This window comes from Pseudomonas shirazensis, from assembly GCF_014268785.2.
Classification (GTDB): domain Bacteria; phylum Pseudomonadota; class Gammaproteobacteria; order Pseudomonadales; family Pseudomonadaceae; genus Aquipseudomonas; species Aquipseudomonas shirazensis.
Map to the genome: position 1 here is coordinate 382,453 of NZ_JABWRD020000002.1, position 17,548 is coordinate 400,000.

At 58.9% G+C, this 17,548-nt stretch carries 13 protein-coding genes, 3 tRNA genes, 3 rRNA genes and 1 pseudogene (1 of these 20 cut by a window edge); 3 read left to right on the forward strand and 17 right to left on the reverse strand.

Features of this window, described 5'->3' with window-relative positions; all coding sequences use genetic code 11:
• Positions 1-33 precede the first annotated feature (33 nt).
• The 4 genes from HU736_RS13020 to trmJ form a co-directional block, all read right to left on the reverse strand.
• Positions 34-1,248, reverse strand: coding sequence for an IscS subfamily cysteine desulfurase (locus HU736_RS13020; protein ID WP_103436112.1), 1,215 nt, complete (start codon positions 1,246-1,248; stop codon positions 34-36).
• Positions 1,249-1,290: 42 nt separating this feature from the next.
• On the reverse strand, positions 1,291-1,782 hold the full coding sequence (gene iscR, locus HU736_RS13025; protein ID WP_101316682.1) for a Fe-S cluster assembly transcriptional regulator IscR: 492 nt from the start codon (positions 1,780-1,782) through the stop codon (positions 1,291-1,293).
• 170 nt (positions 1,783-1,952) lie between these two features.
• Positions 1,953-2,756, reverse strand: coding sequence for a serine O-acetyltransferase (cysE, locus tag HU736_RS13030; RefSeq protein ID WP_103436111.1), 804 nt, complete (start codon positions 2,754-2,756; stop codon positions 1,953-1,955).
• Between the two features lie 3 nt (positions 2,757-2,759).
• Entirely contained in the window at positions 2,760-3,515 is a 756-nt protein-coding gene (gene trmJ / locus HU736_RS13035; protein WP_103436110.1) for a tRNA (cytosine(32)/uridine(32)-2'-O)-methyltransferase TrmJ, read from the reverse strand.
• A gap of 150 nt (positions 3,516-3,665) precedes the next feature.
• Between trmJ and suhB the strand changes: the two genes are divergently transcribed.
• Positions 3,666-4,484, forward strand: a complete 819-nt coding sequence (suhB, locus tag HU736_RS13040) for a type III secretion system regulator SuhB (RefSeq protein WP_101316676.1) — start codon at positions 3,666-3,668, stop codon at positions 4,482-4,484.
• Positions 4,485-4,579: 95 nt separating this feature from the next.
• Here suhB and HU736_RS13045 read toward each other — a convergent pair whose 3' ends face one another.
• From HU736_RS13045 to queA, 6 genes are all read right to left on the reverse strand, one after another.
• A complete protein-coding gene (locus HU736_RS13045) occupies positions 4,580-5,128 on the reverse strand; it encodes a glycine zipper 2TM domain-containing protein (RefSeq protein ID WP_103438701.1) in 549 nt (182 codons plus the stop codon).
• A gap of 120 nt (positions 5,129-5,248) precedes the next feature.
• Positions 5,249-6,157 carry a protein translocase subunit SecF gene (gene secF, locus HU736_RS13050; RefSeq protein ID WP_103436109.1) on the reverse strand — a complete coding sequence of 303 codons (909 nt, stop codon included), beginning with the start codon at positions 6,155-6,157 and terminating at the stop codon, positions 5,249-5,251.
• Between the two features lie 10 nt (positions 6,158-6,167).
• On the reverse strand, positions 6,168-8,030 hold the full coding sequence (gene secD / locus HU736_RS13055; RefSeq protein ID WP_186697426.1) for a protein translocase subunit SecD: 1,863 nt from the start codon (positions 8,028-8,030) through the stop codon (positions 6,168-6,170).
• A 65-nt stretch (positions 8,031-8,095) separates the two neighbouring features.
• Positions 8,096-8,431: a preprotein translocase subunit YajC gene (yajC, locus tag HU736_RS13060; protein ID WP_103436107.1), complete on the reverse strand. Its 336-nt coding sequence runs from the start codon at positions 8,429-8,431 to the stop codon at positions 8,096-8,098.
• A 56-nt stretch (positions 8,432-8,487) separates the two neighbouring features.
• A complete protein-coding gene (gene tgt / locus HU736_RS13065) occupies positions 8,488-9,603 on the reverse strand; it encodes a tRNA guanosine(34) transglycosylase Tgt (protein WP_178080815.1) in 1,116 nt (371 codons plus the stop codon).
• 14 nt (positions 9,604-9,617) lie between these two features.
• A complete protein-coding gene (gene queA, locus HU736_RS13070; protein ID WP_186697424.1) occupies positions 9,618-10,667 on the reverse strand; it encodes a tRNA preQ1(34) S-adenosylmethionine ribosyltransferase-isomerase QueA in 1,050 nt (349 codons plus the stop codon).
• Between the two features lie 108 nt (positions 10,668-10,775).
• On the opposite strand from queA, the gene HU736_RS13075 reads away from it, so the two are divergent.
• Positions 10,776-10,860 (forward strand) — tRNA-Leu (locus HU736_RS13075).
• A gap of 124 nt (positions 10,861-10,984) precedes the next feature.
• Here the strand turns inward: HU736_RS13075 and HU736_RS13080 are convergent.
• A complete protein-coding gene (locus HU736_RS13080) occupies positions 10,985-11,932 on the reverse strand; it encodes a LysR substrate-binding domain-containing protein (RefSeq protein WP_186697422.1) in 948 nt (315 codons plus the stop codon).
• Between the two features lie 106 nt (positions 11,933-12,038).
• On the opposite strand from HU736_RS13080, the gene HU736_RS13085 reads away from it, so the two are divergent.
• Positions 12,039-13,091, forward strand: coding sequence for a Gfo/Idh/MocA family protein (locus HU736_RS13085; RefSeq protein WP_186697420.1), 1,053 nt, complete (start codon positions 12,039-12,041; stop codon positions 13,089-13,091).
• Between the two features lie 78 nt (positions 13,092-13,169).
• Here HU736_RS13085 and HU736_RS22055 read toward each other — a convergent pair.
• From HU736_RS22055 to HU736_RS13115, 6 genes and pseudogenes are all read right to left on the reverse strand, one after another.
• Positions 13,170-13,559, reverse strand: a pseudogene (locus HU736_RS22055) (surface lipoprotein assembly modifier); the annotation flags it as partial.
• 285 nt (positions 13,560-13,844) lie between these two features.
• Positions 13,845-13,960 (reverse strand): 5S ribosomal RNA (rrf, locus tag HU736_RS13095).
• Between the two features lie 126 nt (positions 13,961-14,086).
• Positions 14,087-16,978: ribosomal RNA gene (locus tag HU736_RS13100) — 23S ribosomal RNA — on the reverse strand.
• 240 nt (positions 16,979-17,218) lie between these two features.
• Positions 17,219-17,294 (reverse strand) — tRNA-Ala (locus HU736_RS13105).
• Between the two features lie 12 nt (positions 17,295-17,306).
• Positions 17,307-17,383, reverse strand: a tRNA-Ile gene (locus tag HU736_RS13110).
• 87 nt (positions 17,384-17,470) lie between these two features.
• Positions 17,471-17,548, reverse strand: a 16S ribosomal RNA gene (locus HU736_RS13115) (it continues 1,459 nt past the right edge of the window).
• Together the 16S, 23S and 5S rRNA genes with 2 tRNA genes alongside form the textbook arrangement of a ribosomal RNA operon.

Below are 17,548 nucleotides of genomic sequence, written 5' to 3' on the forward strand. Positions count from 1 at the left end.
CCTCATCAGGTAGCCGCTCTTGCCGGCGACTGCTTAGTGGGCGGCCCACTCGATCTTGGAGATATCGACGCCGTCTTTGTACATGTCCCACAGCGGCGAAAGTTCGCGCAGCTTGGTGACAGCCTTGCAGACTTCCTGCGCGGCGTAGTCGACTTCTTCTTCGCTGGTGAAGCGGCCGAAGGAGAAGCGGATCGAACTGTGTGCCAGCTCGTCGTTGCGGCCCAGGGCGCGCAGTACGTACGACGGTTCGAGCGAAGCGGAGGTGCAGGCCGAACCGGACGATACCGCGATGTCCTTGAGGGCCATCAGTAGCGACTCGCCTTCAACGTAGTTGAAGCTCAGGTTCAGATTGTGCGGCACGCGCGCAGTCTGGCTGCCGTTGACGTACAGCTCTTCGAGGTTGGAAACCTGCTTGAAGAAGCGATCGCTCAGTGCCTTGATGCGGGCGTTCTCGCTGGCCATCTCCTGCTTGGCGATGGCAAATGCCTCACCCATGCCGACGATCTGGTGCGTAGGCAGTGTGCCGGAACGCATGCCGCGCTCGTGACCACCGCCGTGAATGATTGCCTCCAGACGCACGCGCGGCTTGCGGCTGACGTACAGCGCGCCGATACCTTTAGGGCCGTAGGCCTTGTGCGCGGAGAACGACATCAGGTCGACCTTGAGCTTCTGCACGTCGATCTCGACCTTGCCGGCCGATTGTGCAGCGTCAACATGGAACAGCACGCCGCGGGCACGGGTCAGTTCACCGATTGCAGCGATGTCGTTAATCGAGCCAACTTCGTTGTTGACGTGCATCAGCGAGACCAGAACGGTGTCATCGCGCAGCACCGCTTCAACCATGCCCGGGGTAACGATGCCGTCTTCGCCTGGCTCGAGATAGGTCACTTCAAAGCCTTCACGCTCGAGCTGACGAGCGGTATCGAGCACGGCTTTGTGCTCGATTTTGGAGGTGATGATGTGCTTACCCTTGGTCTGATAGAAGTGCGCAACGCCTTTGATCGCGAGGTTGTCGGACTCGGTGGCACCGCTGGTCCAGACAATTTCACGCGGATCGGCGTTGATCAGCTCAGCCACCTGGCGACGGCCGTTTTCGACCGCTTCTTCAGCGCGCCAGCCAAACACGTGGGAGCGCGACGCCGGGTTACCAAAGTTGCCGTCGACCAGCAGGCATTCGGCCATCTTCTGGGCAACGCGTGGGTCGACCGGCGTGGTCGCGGAGTAATCGAGGTAGATCGGCAACTTCATTGAATATCTCCTATCAGGCGGTGGCGTCGCTCGTGACCAATGTCAGTCGACGGCGGACGTCTCAATCTTGTCCAGCTGGGCGGATCGACCTGCAACACGGCGCAGGTCCTGGCGATGAGCGACTTCTTGCACCTCACGGCGCTTGACGAGGTCGGCCAGGCTGATGCCACTGAGGAATTCATGGATCTGCTGACTGAGGTCACACCACAGGTGGTGGGTCAGGCAGGTATCACCGGCATGGCAGTCACCCAGGCCCTGGCAACGGGTAGCGTCGACCGATTCGTTGACCGCGTCGACGACCTGGGCAACCTGGATGGTTTCCATGCCGCGCGACAGCTGATAGCCGCCGCCTGGACCGCGCACGCTGGAAACCAGGCTGCTGCGGCGCAGCTTGGCGAACAGCTGCTCCAGATAAGAGAGGGAGATGCCCTGGCGCTCGGAAATATCGGCCAGTGACACCGGCCCATGCTGCGCGTGCAACGCCAGGTCAAGCATGGCGGTCACTGCGTATCGGCCTTTGGTAGTCAGTCGCATGGCGTATGGGTACCACGGGAGTTACAGAATGTGAGCAAGTATGCGATTCCCGAGCATTTAAGTCAACTATTAGACCTACTGCTTTAGTCGGGTTTGCACTCGAAGGGCGGGCGCGAGTGTAGCAGACACTGGCCGCGAGCACACGCCCACGGCTAGTGCCATCGTCGCTGTCAATGTGGCTGGGTGTCGCTCTGCGCCTGCTGCCTTGCCTCGACCGGAGCGACTTCAACGAAATCTTCTTCGGGCAGTGCCGGCAGCGCCTTGCCGTGATAGTCGCTACCCAGCTTGGTCAACGCGCCGCACATGCCCTGCAGACGCTCGTCGACCGCTTGCAGGTGGTCGAGCATCTGGCCAATGGCGCGGGCGACCGGGTCAGGCATGTCGCCACTGACGCCATAGGCATCGAAACCGATCTTCTCGGCCATGGCCTTGCGCTTGGCTTCGACTTCGGAGTCTTCCTGCGCCTTGACGATAATGCGACCGGGGATACCCACTGCGGTGGCGCCTGGCGGAACCTCCTTGGTGACCACAGCATTGGAGCCGATTTTGGCTCCGGCGCCGACAGTGAATGGGCCGAGCACCTTGGCGCCGGCACCGACCACCACGCCATTGCCCAGGGTCGGGTGGCGCTTGCCGGCGTTCCAGCTGGTACCACCGAGGGTCACGCCCTGGTAGAGGGTGACGTCGTCACCGATCTCGGCGGTCTCACCAATGACGATCCCCATGCCGTGATCAATGAAGAAGCGTCGACCGATGGTCGCGCCCGGGTGGATTTCGATGCCAGTCATCCAGCGGCCGAAGTTCGACACCAGCCGCGCCAGCCACTTCAGATCACGCGTCCAGAGGGCGTGGCCAAGGCGGTGCAGCCAGATCGCGTGCATGCCGGGATAGCAGGTCAGTACTTCAAAAGCGTTACGCGCCGCAGGGTCACGATGGAATACGCTTTGGATATCTTCACGCAGACGTTCGAACATTGCTCAATCCTTCCGCTTATGCGACTCACCCCGAGCAACCTTCTGAGTCTCGGTGAGGATGCCGCGTAAAATGCTCATTTCCGTACGCTCTACCGAACTGCGACCGTACAGACGACGCAGGCGCGCCATCAGGTGCTTGGGTTTGTCCGGATCGAGGAAGGCGATGTCCACCAGGGTTTTCTCCAGGTGGTCGTAGAAACGCTCCATCTCGTCCAGGGTCGCCAGTTCGACGGCATCGGCCTTGTCATTGATCGACGGCTCGCCCTGCGCGGCCAGCCAGGCCATCCGCACCTCATAGCCAAGCACCTGCACGGCGGCGGCCAGATTGAGCGAGCTGAAGTCAGGGTTCGAGGGAATGTGCACATGGAAGTGACATCGCTGCAATTCGTCGTTGGTCAGCCCGGCATGCTCGCGACCGAACACCAGGGCGATTTCGTCACCCATGGTGGCACGCTCGACCGACTTGGCGCCGCACTCGCGCGGATCCAGCATCGGCCACGGCAGGCTGCGGTCGCGGGCACTGGTGCCGATCGCGAGACTGCAGCCAACCAGCGCCTCTTCCAGCGAGTCGACCACCAGCGCGCCACTGAGCACGTCGTCTGCGCCAGAAGCTCGGGCGCTGGCGTCAGCTGCCGGAAACTCCTGCGGCTGGACCAGCACCAGGCGCGACAAGCCCATGTTTTTCATGGCACGCGCAGCGCCGCCGATGTTGCCGGGGTGGCTGGTATTGACCAGAACAACACGAATATTTTGCAGCACGGTGGGTGCTCTCAAAGGCAGATATCAGGGCGGTCGATCTTACAGAACCGACGGACGTTACGCCATGAAAGCAAATGCGGCGCTGCCGTTGTCAAAAAACTCTGCTAAAATGGCCGGCTTTCTTCTTTAACATCTCCAGGTGAACCGCCCATGCAGCCTATGCTGACTATCGCCCTGCGCGCTGCTCGCAGCGCCAGTGAACTGATTTTCCGCTCCATCGAACGCCTGGACACCATCAAGGTGGACGAAAAGGACGCCAAGGACTACGTGTCCGAGGTTGACCGCGCTGCCGAGCAGAAAATCGTCGATGCTCTGCGCAAGGCCTACCCGAACCACTCGATCCAGGGTGAAGAGACCGGCTTCCACGCTGGCTCAGGTGAAGAAGGCAAAGACTACCTGTGGATCATCGACCCGCTCGATGGCACCACCAACTTCCTGCGTGGCATTCCGCACTTTGCAGTGAGCATCGCCTGCAAATACCGCGGCCGCCTGGAGCACGCAGTGGTACTGGATCCGGTTCGCCAGGAAGAGTTCACCGCCAGCCGTGGCCGTGGCGCCCAGATCAACGGTCGCCGCCTACGCGTCAGCTCGCGTACCAGCCTTGAAGGCGCCCTGCTGGGTACCGGCTTCCCGTTCCGCGACAACCAGATGGCCGACCTCGACAATTACCTGGGCATGATCCGCGCCCTGACTGGCCAGACTGCCGGCATCCGCCGCGCCGGCTCTGCCAGCCTTGACCTGGCCTATGTAGCGGCCGGTCGTTTCGATGCGTTCTGGGAGTCGGGCCTGTCCGAGTGGGACATGGCTGCAGGCGTACTGCTGGTGCAGGAGGCTGGCGGTCTGGTCAGCGACTTCAACGGTGGCCACGAATTCCTCGAGAAAGGCCACATCGTTGCTGGCAACATCAAGTGCTTCAAAGCCGTGCTGACTGCCATCCAGCCGCACGTGCCACAATCGCTGAAGCGCTAAGCGCCGGTCAGCCACAAAAAAGCACCCCCCGGGGTGCTTTTTTGTGTCCGCAAGAACCGCGCCGCTCCTACAGGGGCCAGTGATCCTGCGCAGGCTTACTGCCCGTTCTGGGCCTGACTCAGCACCAGCTTGCCATTCTCGTCCAGCGGAATGGTCGAACCTGGCTCGTGGTCCATCTTCACTTTGCCGACCTTGTCGCCAATCGAATAGGTGACGTTGTAGCCAACCACTTTCTCGCTCAGGTCATGCACGGTGTTACAGCGGGTCTGGGTGGTAGTGTAGGTGTCACGCTCTTGCATGCCTTCCTGCACCTTGTTACCGGCGTAGCCGCCGCCGACCGCACCGGCCACGGTGGCAATCTTCTTGCCGGTGCCGCCACCGATCTGGTTGCCGAGCAAGCCACCCGCCAATGCACCGACCACGGTACCGGCGATCTGATGTTGATCCTTGACCGGCGCCTGGCGCGTCACGGTCACGTCCTTGCACACTTCACGTGGAGTCTTGACCTGCTGCTTGATCGGCTGCACGTCGGTCACCTCGGCGACCTCTGGGCCTTTGTTCACCAAGCTGTAGGTCGCCATTGCGCCTGCGGCAGTTACACCGACGGCACCGAGCACCGCACCCACCAGCATTGATTTATTCACGTGAACCTCCTGATCGTACCAGCGGGCCATAACCCGCGCTTGTCCCAGCCTTGGAGCAAAAAAAAAGCCGCGAGTTCAACATTCGCGGCTCTCTTGGCGCCAAACGGCGACGGCTTGCGGTTATGGACGCTCGTCCACACCCTCGGCCTTGACCGGTGGAATCAGGTCTTCGCTGTTCAGGTTCAGCCAGATCAATACCACGTTGGCGATGTAGATCGACGAGTAGGTACCGGCCATGACCCCGATGAACAGAGCCAGGGAGAAGCCGAACAGGTTGTCACCCCCGAAGATCAACAGGGCGGCGATCGCCAGCAAGGTCGAAACCGAAGTGGCGACAGTGCGCAGCAGGGTCTGCGTGGTCGAGACGTTGATGTTCTCGATCAGCGAGGCCTTGCGCATCACGCGGAAGTTTTCCCGCACGCGGTCGAATACCACAATGGTGTCGTTCAGCGAGTAACCGATGATGGCCAGCACTGCCGCCAGCACCGTCAAATCGAAGGTGATCTGGAAGAACGACAGGATACCCACGGTCACGACCACGTCGTGGATCAGCGAGATGATCGCGCCGACGGCGAATTTCCACTGGAAGCGGAAGGCTAGGTAGATGAGTACCCCGCCCAGCGCCAGCAGCATGCCCAGTCCGCCCTGGTCACGCAGTTCTTCACCTACCTGCGGGCCGACGAACTCGACCCGCTTGAGGGTTGCCGGGTTGTCACCGCCGACTTTCTGCAGCGCTGCAGCAACCTTGCTGCCCAGTTGCGGGTCGTCGCCCGGCATGCGCACCAGCAGGTCGGTAGTCGCACCGAAGCTCTGCACGATGGCATCCTCGAAGCCCGACTGAGCGAGCTCGGCGCGGACCAGCTTGAGGTCTGCCGGACGCTCGTAGGTCAGCTCGATGAGCGTACCGCCGGTGAAGTCCAGACCGAAGTTCAAACCCTTCTGCCACCAGCTGAACAACGCCAGGATGGTCAGCAGGACAGTGACGGCGAACGCAACGTTGCGCACGCCCATGAAGTTGATGGTTTTCATGGTTATTCCCTCAAACCCACAGCTTCTTGATGTCACGCCCGCCGCAGGTCAGGTTGACCATTGCGCGGGTCACCATGACGGCGGTGAACATCGAGGTGAAAATCCCGAGGGACATGGTTACCGCGAAGCCTTTGACCGGCCCGGTGCCCATCGCGAAGAGGATACCGCCGACCAGCAGACTGGTCAGGTTGGCGTCGATGATCGCGGTGTAGGCACGGCTGAAGCCTTCGTGGATGGCGCGCTGCACCGACATGCCGTTTTTCAGCTCCTCGCGAATCCGCGAGAAGATCAGCACGTTGGCGTCGACCGCCATACCCATGGTCAGCACGATACCGGCGATGCCTGGCAGGGTCAGGGTGGCACCCAGCAGGGACATCAAGGCCAGCAGCAGGATCATGTTGCCGGTCAGGGCAACGGTCGCGATCACGCCAAAACCACGGTAGATGGCGATGATGAAGATGGACACGAACAGCATGCCCCACAGCGATGCTTCGACACCTTTGGTGATGTTGTCGGCCCCCAGGCTTGGACCAATGGTGCGCTCTTCAGCGAAGTACATCGGCGCAGCCAGACCACCGGCACGCAGCAGCAGGGCCAGTTCGGACGATTCACCCTGGCCATTGAGGCCGGTGATGCGGAACTGGCTGCCCAGTGGCGATTGAATGGTCGCCAGGCTGATGATCTTTTTCTCTTCCTGGAAGCTCTGTACGGCAACTTCCTTCTCGACGCCATCGACGGTCTGCTTGACGTAGCGGGTGATCGGCTTCTGCTCGATGAAGATTACTGCCATGCTGCGGCCGACGTTGCTGCGGGTCGCGCGGCTCATCAACTCGCCGCCATGGCCATCGAGGCGGATGTTGACCTGTGGCCGGCCTTGCTCGTCGAAGCTGGCTTGGGCGTCGGTGACCTGGTCACCGGTGATGATCAAACCACGCTCGACCGGCGCCGAACGGCCGCCGTCACGGAATTCGAAGACCTCGGTGGTGGCCTTGGAGGCACCTGGTTCGGCACCGAAGCGGAACTCGAGGTTGGCGGTCTTGCCGAGGATGCGCTTGGCTTCGGCAGTGTCCTGCACGCCTGGCAGCTCGACTACGATACGGTTGGCGCCCTGACGCTGCACCAGCGGCTCGGCCACACCCAGTTCATTGACCCGGTTGCGCACGGTGGTCAGGTTTTGCTTGATCGAGTATTCGCGGATCTCGGCAACCTTGGCCGGGGTCAGCGCCAGACGCAGCACAGCGAGCTCGTTGCGCTCGGTGGTGGTCAGGTCGAAATCGGTGAAGCTCTTGCGAATCAGGGCACGGGCCTGTTCGCGGGTGGCGTCGTCAGAGAAGCCCAGCACGATGCCGCCATCCTGCTGAGGCAGGCTGCGGTAGCGGATGCGCTCTTTGCGCAACAGGGTCTTCACTTCGCCTTCGTAGACCTTCATGCGCGCGCTCATGGCCTTATCCATGTCCACTTCGAGCAGGAAGTGCACACCACCGGACAGGTCCAGACCGAGCTTCATCGGGCTTGCACCCAGGTTACGCAGCCACTGCGGAGTGGTCTGAGCCAGGTTCAGGGCCACGACGTAATCATCGCCCAGGGCCTTGCGCACCACATCCTTGGCTGGCAGTTGGTCTTCCTGGTCGGCCAGGCGTACCAAGCCACTGCCCTTCTCGCCCAGGCTAGTGCCCTTCACGGTGATACCCGCTTCGGTCAGCGCCTTGTTGACGCGATCGAGGTCGGCCTGGTTGACCTGCAGCGCCGAACTGGCACCACTGATCTGTACAGCCGGATCATCCGGATAGAGGTTGGGAGCGGAATAAATGAAACCGATCGCCAGTACCAGCACGATCAGTGCGTATTTCCACAGAGGATATTTGTTCAGCATCACGCCGCCCGTTCAAGACGCGGGGCGCTTTGCGCGCCCCGACTGGAAAAAGTAAAACCGGTACCTCAGATAGCCTTGAGCGTACCTTTAGGCAGGGTCGCAGCCACGGCGCCCTTCTGGAACTTCATCTCGACGGTGTCGGACACTTCCAGTACCACGAAGTCATCGGAAACCTTGACGATCTTGCCGGCGATGCCGCCGTTGGTGACAACTTCGTCACCTTTCTGCAAGTTGCCCAGCAGGTTCTTCTGCTCTTTGGCGCGCTTGGCCTGTGGACGCCAGATCATCAGGTAGAAGATGACCAGGAAGCCGACCAGGAAAATCCACTCGAAACCACCACCCATAGGGCCGGCGGCAGGGGCTGCGGCGTCCGCGTAGGCGGCGGGGATCAAAAAGCTCATGTGACACTCCAGTTGTTATGTTGCAACGTGTTGGGTTGGCAAACGGTTACAGTCAGTCAGTCCAAAGGCGGCACGGCAAGCCCGCGTTTGGCATAGAAGGCGTCGACAAAGGCGGCCAATTTACCTTGTTGAATAGCCTCGCGTAAACCGGCCATCAGGCGCTGGTAATGACGCAAGTTATGGATTGTATTCAACATGCTGCTCAACATTTCGCCGCACTTGTCCAGGTGGTGCAGATAGGCGCGCGAGAAGTTGCTGCAGGTATAGCAATCGCAGGTCGGATCCAGCGGCGAATCATCATGGCGATGAAACGCGTTGCGGATCTTGATCACCCCGGTGTCGATGAACAGATGGCCGTTGCGCGCATTGCGCGTCGGCATCACGCAGTCGAACATGTCGACGCCGCGGCGCACACCCTCCACAAGATCCTCGGGTTTGCCTACCCCCATAAGGTAACGAGGTTTGTCAGCGGGCATCATCGCCGGCAGGTAATCGAGCACTTTGATCATCTCGTGCTTCGGCTCACCGACCGACAAGCCGCCGATCGCCAGGCCGTCGAAGTCGATGTTGACCAGCGCCTCCAGCGAGCGTTCCCGCAAGTCTTGATACATGCCGCCCTGAACGATGCCGAACAGCGCCGCAGTGTTGTCGGCGTGGGCGTCCTTGGAGCGCTGCGCCCAGCGCAGCGACAGCTCCATCGAGGTGCGCGCGACGTCATGCTCGGCCGGGTACGGCGTGCATTCGTCGAAGATCATCACGATGTCCGAGCCCAGATCACGCTGGACCTGCATCGACTCTTCCGGGCCCATGAACACCTTGGAGCCATCGACTGGCGAGGCGAAGGTCACGCCCTCTTCCTTGATCTTGCGCATGGCGCCAAGGCTGAACACCTGGAAGCCACCGGAGTCGGTCAGAATCGGGCCTTTCCACTGCATGAAATCGTGCAGGCCGTTGTGCTTCTTGATCACCTCGGTGCCCGGGCGCAGCCACAGGTGGAAGGTGTTGCCAAGAATGATCTCGGCGCCGGTGGCCTCGATGTCACGCGGCAGCATGCCTTTGACCGTGCCATAGGTGCCCACCGGCATGAACGCCGGGGTCTCGACCGTGCCTCGGGGGAAGGTCAGGCGGCCACGACGGGCCTTGCCGTCGGTGGCCAGCAGTTCGAAGGACATACGACAGGTGCGACTCATGCTTGATCCTCGGGGCCGCGCGGCGCCGGATTGCGGGTGATGAACATCGCATCACCGTAACTGAAGAAGCGGTAGCCATGCTCGACCGCAGCGGCATAGGCCGCCATGGTTTCGGGGTAACCGGCGAAGGCCGAGACCAGCATCAGCAGCGTGGACTCCGGCAGGTGGAAGTTGGTGACCAGGGCATCGACCACATGGAACGGCCGGCCCGGGTAGATAAAGATATCGGTGTCGCCGCTGAACGCCTTGAGCTGGCCATCACGTGCGGCACTCTCCAGCGAGCGCACGCTGGTGGTGCCGACGGCAACCACTCGGCCGCCACGCGCACGGCACGCGGCCACGGCATCGACTACCTCCTGGCTGACTTCGAGCCATTCCTTGTGCATATGGTGGTCTTCGATCTTGTCGACCCGCACCGGCTGGAAGGTGCCGGCACCCACATGCAAGGTAACGAACGCACTCTCGACGCCCTTGGCTGCGATTTTCTCGAGCAGCGGCTGGTCGAAGTGCAGGCCTGCGGTTGGCGCGGCGACGGCACCTGCGCGCTCGGCATAAACAGTCTGATAGCGCTCGCGGTCGGCGCCCTCGTCCGGGCGATCGATATACGGCGGCAGCGGCATATGGCCGACGCGATCGAGCAGCGGCAGCACCTCTTCGTTGAAGCGCAGCTCGAACAGCGTGTCATGGCGGGCGACCATCTCGGCCTCGCCGCCGCCGTCGATGAGCAACTGTGTACCGACCTTGGGCGCCTTGCTTGCACGCACATGGGCCAGCACCCGGTGGCTGTCGAGCACGCGCTCGACCAGCACTTCGAGCTTGCCGCCCGAGGCTTTTTGGCCAAACAACCGCGCCGGGATCACCCGAGTGTTGTTGAACACCATCAGGTCACCCGGGCGCAGGTGTTCGAGCAGATCGGTGAATTGCTGATGAGCCAGCGCGCCGCTCGGTCCATCAAGAACCAGCAGTCGGCTGCCATGGCGCTCGGCCAGTGGGTGGCGGGCGATCAGGGAATCGGGGAGTTCGAAGGAAAAATCGGCGACGCGCATGATTGTGTTCGGTTCGACAGGGCCGCGAAGTTTAGCCCAAGCTGTGAAAATTCTCCATGAAAGCCGATTGACCGACCCGCGGAGCCTCTCTATACTGCCGCCCCACAAGCCCTGATGGCGGAATTGGTAGACGCGGCGGATTCAAAATCCGTTTTCGAAAGGAGTGGGAGTTCGAGTCTCCCTCGGGGCACCAAACGCAACACATAGACGCCTTACCAGCGTCTACGCAACATCCCAAAAGCCCGCTGATTGCGGGCTTTTTAGTTTCTACAATTTGAACGTTTTCTCCAGCAAAGCAGCGCTCTTTGATGTGTTGCTCAGCCAGTTATGCCCTCAAGCGCATAAGCACCAGCCGTCAACTGCTCAGTCAGAAACTCAAGGCACACTTTGATTTTTTCCGACTGCGAAGCACGGACCGTGGTGACCGCGGAAATATCCGCAACCTGATGCCAAGCAGGCAGCAGTCGCATGAGCTTGCCCTGCGCAAAACTGGGGGCGACGTCCCAGGAGGAGGCCATGATGATGCCCAGCCCTTCATGCGCCCACTCGCGCACGATGTCGCTGTTGTTCGATGCCATGGGCCCGGTCACCTTGACGGTCTCCATGCCACCTGGCCCCTCTAGACGCCACAAACCAAAGCTACTGTCCCTGTCGCGCAGCAGCAGGCAGTCGTGCTGTGCCAGATCAGCCAGCGAAGCGGGATGGCCTCGCTCCGCGACATAGCTCGGGGCGGCGCACAGAATCCTCTGGCTGCTGGCGATCTTGTGGGCAATAAGATGCTGCTCGGTCACCTCCCCTACTCGAATATCGACATCGAACTGTTCACCGATCAGGTCCGTGCGCCTGTCCATCAACTCGATCCAGACCTCGAGTTTTGGGTAGCGCTTGCGCAGCAGGCCGAGAATGGGTGCCACGTGGAAACGGCCCAGTCGTTGACTGGTGCTGATCCGCAGCAGGCCTTTGGGCTCTACCCGGTCTCCATGGGACGTCTCCAGCATGCCGTGGACGTTTTCCAGAATCTGTTTGGCCCAGACCAGCATCGCCTCGCCTTCACGGGTGATGGTGACGCGGCGCGTCGTACGGTTGAACAGCTTGCAGTTGAGGCTTTGCTCAAGTGTCGCGATGCGCTTGCTGACGTGCGCTGGCGAGATACCCAACTCAGCCCCTGCGCTGACGAAGCTCGAACAGCGGGCGATCGCAGTGAAGAGCAAAAGGTCACGCAGAAACGGGTCATTGTTCAGTAATTGAGAATTCTGATATTCCATCTGAGCCCATTATGACCTTCGCCGGCGATAGTAGGCTGGATCCTAACAGCACCTGATGAGCCTGCGCTGCTCCTCAGGCACACAAAAACAACTGTGAAGATCAATCATGTCCAGAATCAGAATTGCGGTGGCCGGCGTCGGCATGATCGGTCGCCGCCATATCGAACTTGTCCAAGCGAGCCTGTCTTGTGAACTGGTTGCCGTTGTTGATCCGGTGAGGATCCCGGAAGATTACCTGACCGCTCTGGGCGTTCCTCAATATGCTGATCTGGCGGCCTTGTTCGACAACGTCAAACCGGACGGCGTGATCCTTGCCACGCCCAATGCCCTGCATGTTGCGCAGGCGTTGCAATGCGTCGACGCGGGGGTTGCCGCCTTGATCGAAAAACCCGTCGCCCACAGCGTTGCAGAAGGTCAGCGTCTGCTCGCTGCGGCAACCGCAAAGGGTGCGCGCTTACTGGTCGGGCACCATCGAGCACACAGCCCTGTGCTGGCCAAGGCACGGGAGATCATCGGCGAAGGCGTGCTCGGCGACATTGTTGCCGTGCAGGGCAGCGCGCTGTTCTACAAACCGGATGATTACTTCGACGCGGCCGTGTGGCGGCGCCAGGAAGGTGGCGGCCCGATCCTGATCAACATGATTCACGAGATCGGCAACTTGCGCTCGCTGTGCGGAGAGATCGTTGCCGTCCAGGCCATGCAGTCGAGTACCGCGCGTAACTTTCCGGTCGAAGACACGGTGTGTATCGGCCTGCGCTTTGCCAACGGGGCCCTGGGCTCGTTTCTGCTATCGGACTCTGCGGGGTGTGCCCGCAGTTGGGAGCAGACGTCACAGGAGAATGCGAGCTATGCCGCCTACGCCGATGAAGACTGCTATGTAATCAGCGGCAAGAACGGGTCGCTTGCGGTGCCCACAATGCGCCTCAAATACTATGCTCGCACTGAAGAGCGCTCATGGTTCAAGCCTTTTCAAACGGCGACCGCCGGTGTTGAACGTCGGGATCCACTGGAGCTTCAGCTCGAGCATTTCTGCCGGATTATTCAAGGACTTGAAGCGCCGCTGGTCACGGTGCGCGATGGCCTGAGGAATCTGATCATCACTGAGGCCATTGCCGAAGCGGCGAAGACTGGAGCGGTCGTCAGCACAGCCCCTGTCTGAATGACTACAAGCTGGGGTATGCAGCCACTCGCCACGCAGGCCCCAAGCGCTGTACATGGCGTCGCTGCCAATGGTGCTGAACTCGTATGAAGGCCCAATCGCATACTGATTGCTGGCGTCGTGATAGCTATAGCCAGCGTTGCTGATCAGCGTGCTCTCGTTGTACATGCTCTCTTTTTCGTAGGCCTGGCCGTACAGCAGTGAGCGTACGAACATGCCGTGATGACCGCTGATGGCCATGCGTTTGTTCAGCGTGGCTTCGAAATCCTGGCCGTGGGCAGACACTGCCTTGGGCAGCGCGCGCTTGACCACAATGGTCTCTTCAGCTGTGACGTAGCGGTAGGTGACAACACTTCCGGAAGATTGGTTGAGGTTGTCACTCCAGGTCGGACCGATGGCCAGCGAGCCTTGCCAGTCTTCGCGGTGATCAAGGGCCTGGATGAAACTGTCGACGGTCTTGCCCCACACCCATGGCCTACGCGTCTGACGGGCTGAGGCCGGTGCTGATCTGCTGAAATGCCTGCACCGCCTCGCGATCCTTGCGGTTTTCGAACTGCACCCGCGCCAGCTCCAACCGGCCGGGAAGAAATGTTGTATTGGTACTGAAGACCGAGCAGGTGATTGCGCACCTTGCGGAGTTGGCTCGGGACTGAAGCTGCCTTGATTGGGGCCGCTATGTAGCCGCAGATTTCCGGATCCCGGAAAAGACAAAACCCCTACCTGCTCGCGCAGATAGGGGTTTTGCGAAATGAATCTTGACGATGACCTACTCTCACATGGGGAGACCCCACACTACCATCGGCGATGCATCGTTTCACTACTGAGTTCGGGATGGGATCAGGTGGTTCCAATGCTCTATTGTCGTCAAGAAATTCTGTAGCCAGAACGTCCAGATGAACGGCCCAGCAAATTCGGATATGTGATGTTTGTGTACGAATCTTCAGCGTTTCGTCTTCACCACCGCAACCTGCATGAGCAAATTGCTTGGGTGTTATATGGTCAAGCCTCACGGGCAATTAGTATTGGTTAGCTCAACGCCTCACAGCGCTTACACACCCAACCTATCAACGTCGTAGTCTTCGACGGCCCTTCAGGGGATTCTAGATCCCAGTGAGATCTCATCTTGAGGCAAGTTTCCCGCTTAGATGCTTTCAGCGGTTATCTCTTCCGAACATAGCTACCCGGCAATGCCACTGGCGTGACAACCGGAACACCAGAGGTTCGTCCACTCCGGTCCTCTCGTACTAGGAGCAGCCCCTCTCAAATCTCAAACGTCCACGGCAGATAGGGACCGAACTGTCTCACGACGTTCTAAACCCAGCTCGCGTACCACTTTAAATGGCGAACAGCCATACCCTTGGGACCGGCTTCAGCCCCAGGATGTGATGAGCCGACATCGAGGTGCCAAACACCGCCGTCGATATGAACTCTTGGGCGGTATCAGCCTGTTATCCCCGGAGTACCTTTTATCCGTTGAGCGATGGCCCTTCCATACAGAACCACCGGATCACTAAGACCTACTTTCGTACCTGCTCGACGTGTGGGTCTCGCAGTCAAGCGCGCTTTTGCCTTTATACTCTACGACCGATTTCCGACCGGTCTGAGCGCACCTTCGTACTCCTCCGTTACTCTTTGGGAGGAGACCGCCCCAGTCAAACTACCCACCATACACTGTCCTCGATCCGGATAACGGACCTGAGTTAGAACCTCAAAGTTGCCAGGGTGGTATTTCAAGAGTGGCTCCATGAGAACTGGCGTCCCCACTTCAAAGCCTCCCACCTATCCTACACAAGCAAATTCAAAGTCCAGTGCAAAGCTATAGTAAAGGTTCACGGGGTCTTTCCGTCTAGCCGCGGATACACTGCATCTTCACAGCGATTTCAATTTCACTGAGTCTCGGGTGGAGACAGCGCCGCCATCGTTACGCCATTCGTGCAGGTCGGAACTTACCCGACAAGGAATTTCGCTACCTTAGGACCGTTATAGTTACGGCCGCCGTTTACCGGGGCTTCGATCAAGAGCTTCGCTTGCGCTAACCCCATCAATTAACCTTCCGGCACCGGGCAGGCGTCACACCCTATACGTCCACTTTCGTGTTTGCAGAGTGCTGTGTTTTTAATAAACAGTCGCAGCGGCCTGGTATCTTCGACCGGCAAAAGCTTACGGGGTAAACCCTTCACCTTCGCCGGCGCACCTTCTCCCGAAGTTACGGTGCCATTTTGCCTAGTTCCTTCACCCGAGTTCTCTCAAGCGCCTTGGTATTCTCTACCTAACCACCTGTGTCGGTTTGGGGTACGGTTCCCGATTGTCTGAAGCTTAGGAGCTTTTCTTGGAAGCATGGCATCAACCACTTCGTCGCCTAAAGGCAACTCGTCATCAGCTCTCGGCCTTGAGATCCCGGATTTGCCTAAGATCTCAGCCTACCACCTTAAACTTGGACTACCAACGCCAAGCTGGCCTAGCCTTCTCCGTCCCTCCATCGCAACAATCGGAAGTACAGGAATATTAACCTGTTTTCCATCGACTACGCTTTTCAGCCTCGCCTTAGGGACCGACTAACCCTGCGTCGATTAACGTTGCGCAGGAAACCTTGGTCTTTCGGCGTGCAAGTTTTTCACTCGCATTGTCGTTACTCATGTCAGCATTCGCACTTCTGATACCTCCAGCAAGCTTCTCAACTCACCTTCACAGGCTTACAGAACGCTCCTCTACCGCATCACCAAAAGGTGATACCCGTAGCTTCGGTGCATGGTTTGAGCCCCGTTACATCTTCCGCGCAGGCCGACTCGACTAGTGAGCTATTACGCTTTCTTTAAAGGGTGGCTGCTTCTAAGCCAACCTCCTAGCTGTCTAAGCCTTCCCACATCGTTTCCCACTTAACCATGACTTTGGGACCTTAGCTGACGGTCTGGGTTGTTTCCCTTTTCACGACGGACGTTAGCACCCGCCGTGTGTCTCCCATGCTCGGCACTTGTAGGTATTCGGAGTTTGCATCGGTTTGGTAAGTCGGGATGACCCCCTAGCCGAAACAGTGCTCTACCCCCTACAGTGATACATGAGGCGCTACCTAAATAGCTTTCGAGGAGAACCAGCTATCTCCGAGCTTGATTAGCCTTTCACTCCGATCCACAGGTCATCCGCTAACTTTTCAACGGTAGTCGGTTCGGTCCTCCAGTTAGTGTTACCCAACCTTCAACCTGCCCATGGATAGATCGCCCGGTTTCGGGTCTATACCCAGCGACTAAACGCCCTATTAAGACTCGCTTTCGCTACGCCTCCCCTATTCGGTTAAGCTCGCCACTGAATATAAGTCGCTGACCCATTATACAAAAGGTACGCAGTCACCTAACAAGTAGGCTCCCACTGCTTGTACGCATACGGTTTCAGGATCTATTTCACTCCCCTCTCCGGGGTTCTTTTCGCCTTTCCCTCACGGTACTGGTTCACTATCGGTCAGTCAGTAGTATTTAGCCTTGGAGGATGGTCCCCCCATGTTCAGACAAAGTTTCTCGTGCTCCGTCCTACTCGATTTCATTGATAAGAGATTTTCGTGTACGGGGCTATCACCCACTACGGCCGCACTTTCCAGAGCGTTCCACTAATCTCAAACCAACTTAAGGGCTGGTCCCCGTTCGCTCGCCACTACTAAGGGAATCTCGGTTGATTTCTTTTCCTCAGGGTACTTAGATGTTTCAGTTCCCCTGGTTCGCCTCTTGCACCTATGTATTCAGTACAAGATACTCAGCTTATGCTGAGTGGGTTCCCCCATTCAGAGATCTCTGGATCACAGTCTGTTTGCCGACTCCCCAAAGCTTATCGCAGGCTACCACGTCTTTCATCGCCTCTGACTGCCAAGGCATCCACCGTATGCGCTTCTTCACTTGACCATATAACCCCAAGCAATCTGGTTATACTGTGAAGACGACATTCGCCGAAAATTCGTACTGCCCTTTCGAGCATTCACAAATTTTACCTTAGCCTGATCACACACCAGTGAAAGTGCATGTCAGTCTATTTCTATCACATATCCGAATTTTTAAAGAACGATCTGACAAAAGTCAGAAATCAACATTCATCAACGAATGTTCATTTCTAAGTTCTGACGCGCTGTGCTGCGTGAAGCAAAATGGTGGAGCCAAGCGGGATCGAACCGCTGACCTCCTGCGTGCAAGGCAGGCGCTCTCCCAGCTGAGCTATGGCCCCGTGTATCTGCAATGGTAGGTCTGGGCAGATTTGAACTGCCGACCTCACCCTTATCAGGGGTGCGCTCTAACCAACTGAGCTACAGACCTATAACAGGGTCACGTTACAGCATCGTCTTTATACAAGTGAATCAAGCAATTCGTGTGGGAGCTCATCAGCAGGCTGATGTCTTCGATTAAGGAGGTGATCCAGCCGCAGGTTCCCCTACGGCTACCTTGTTACGACTTCACCCCAGTCATGAATCACACCGTGGT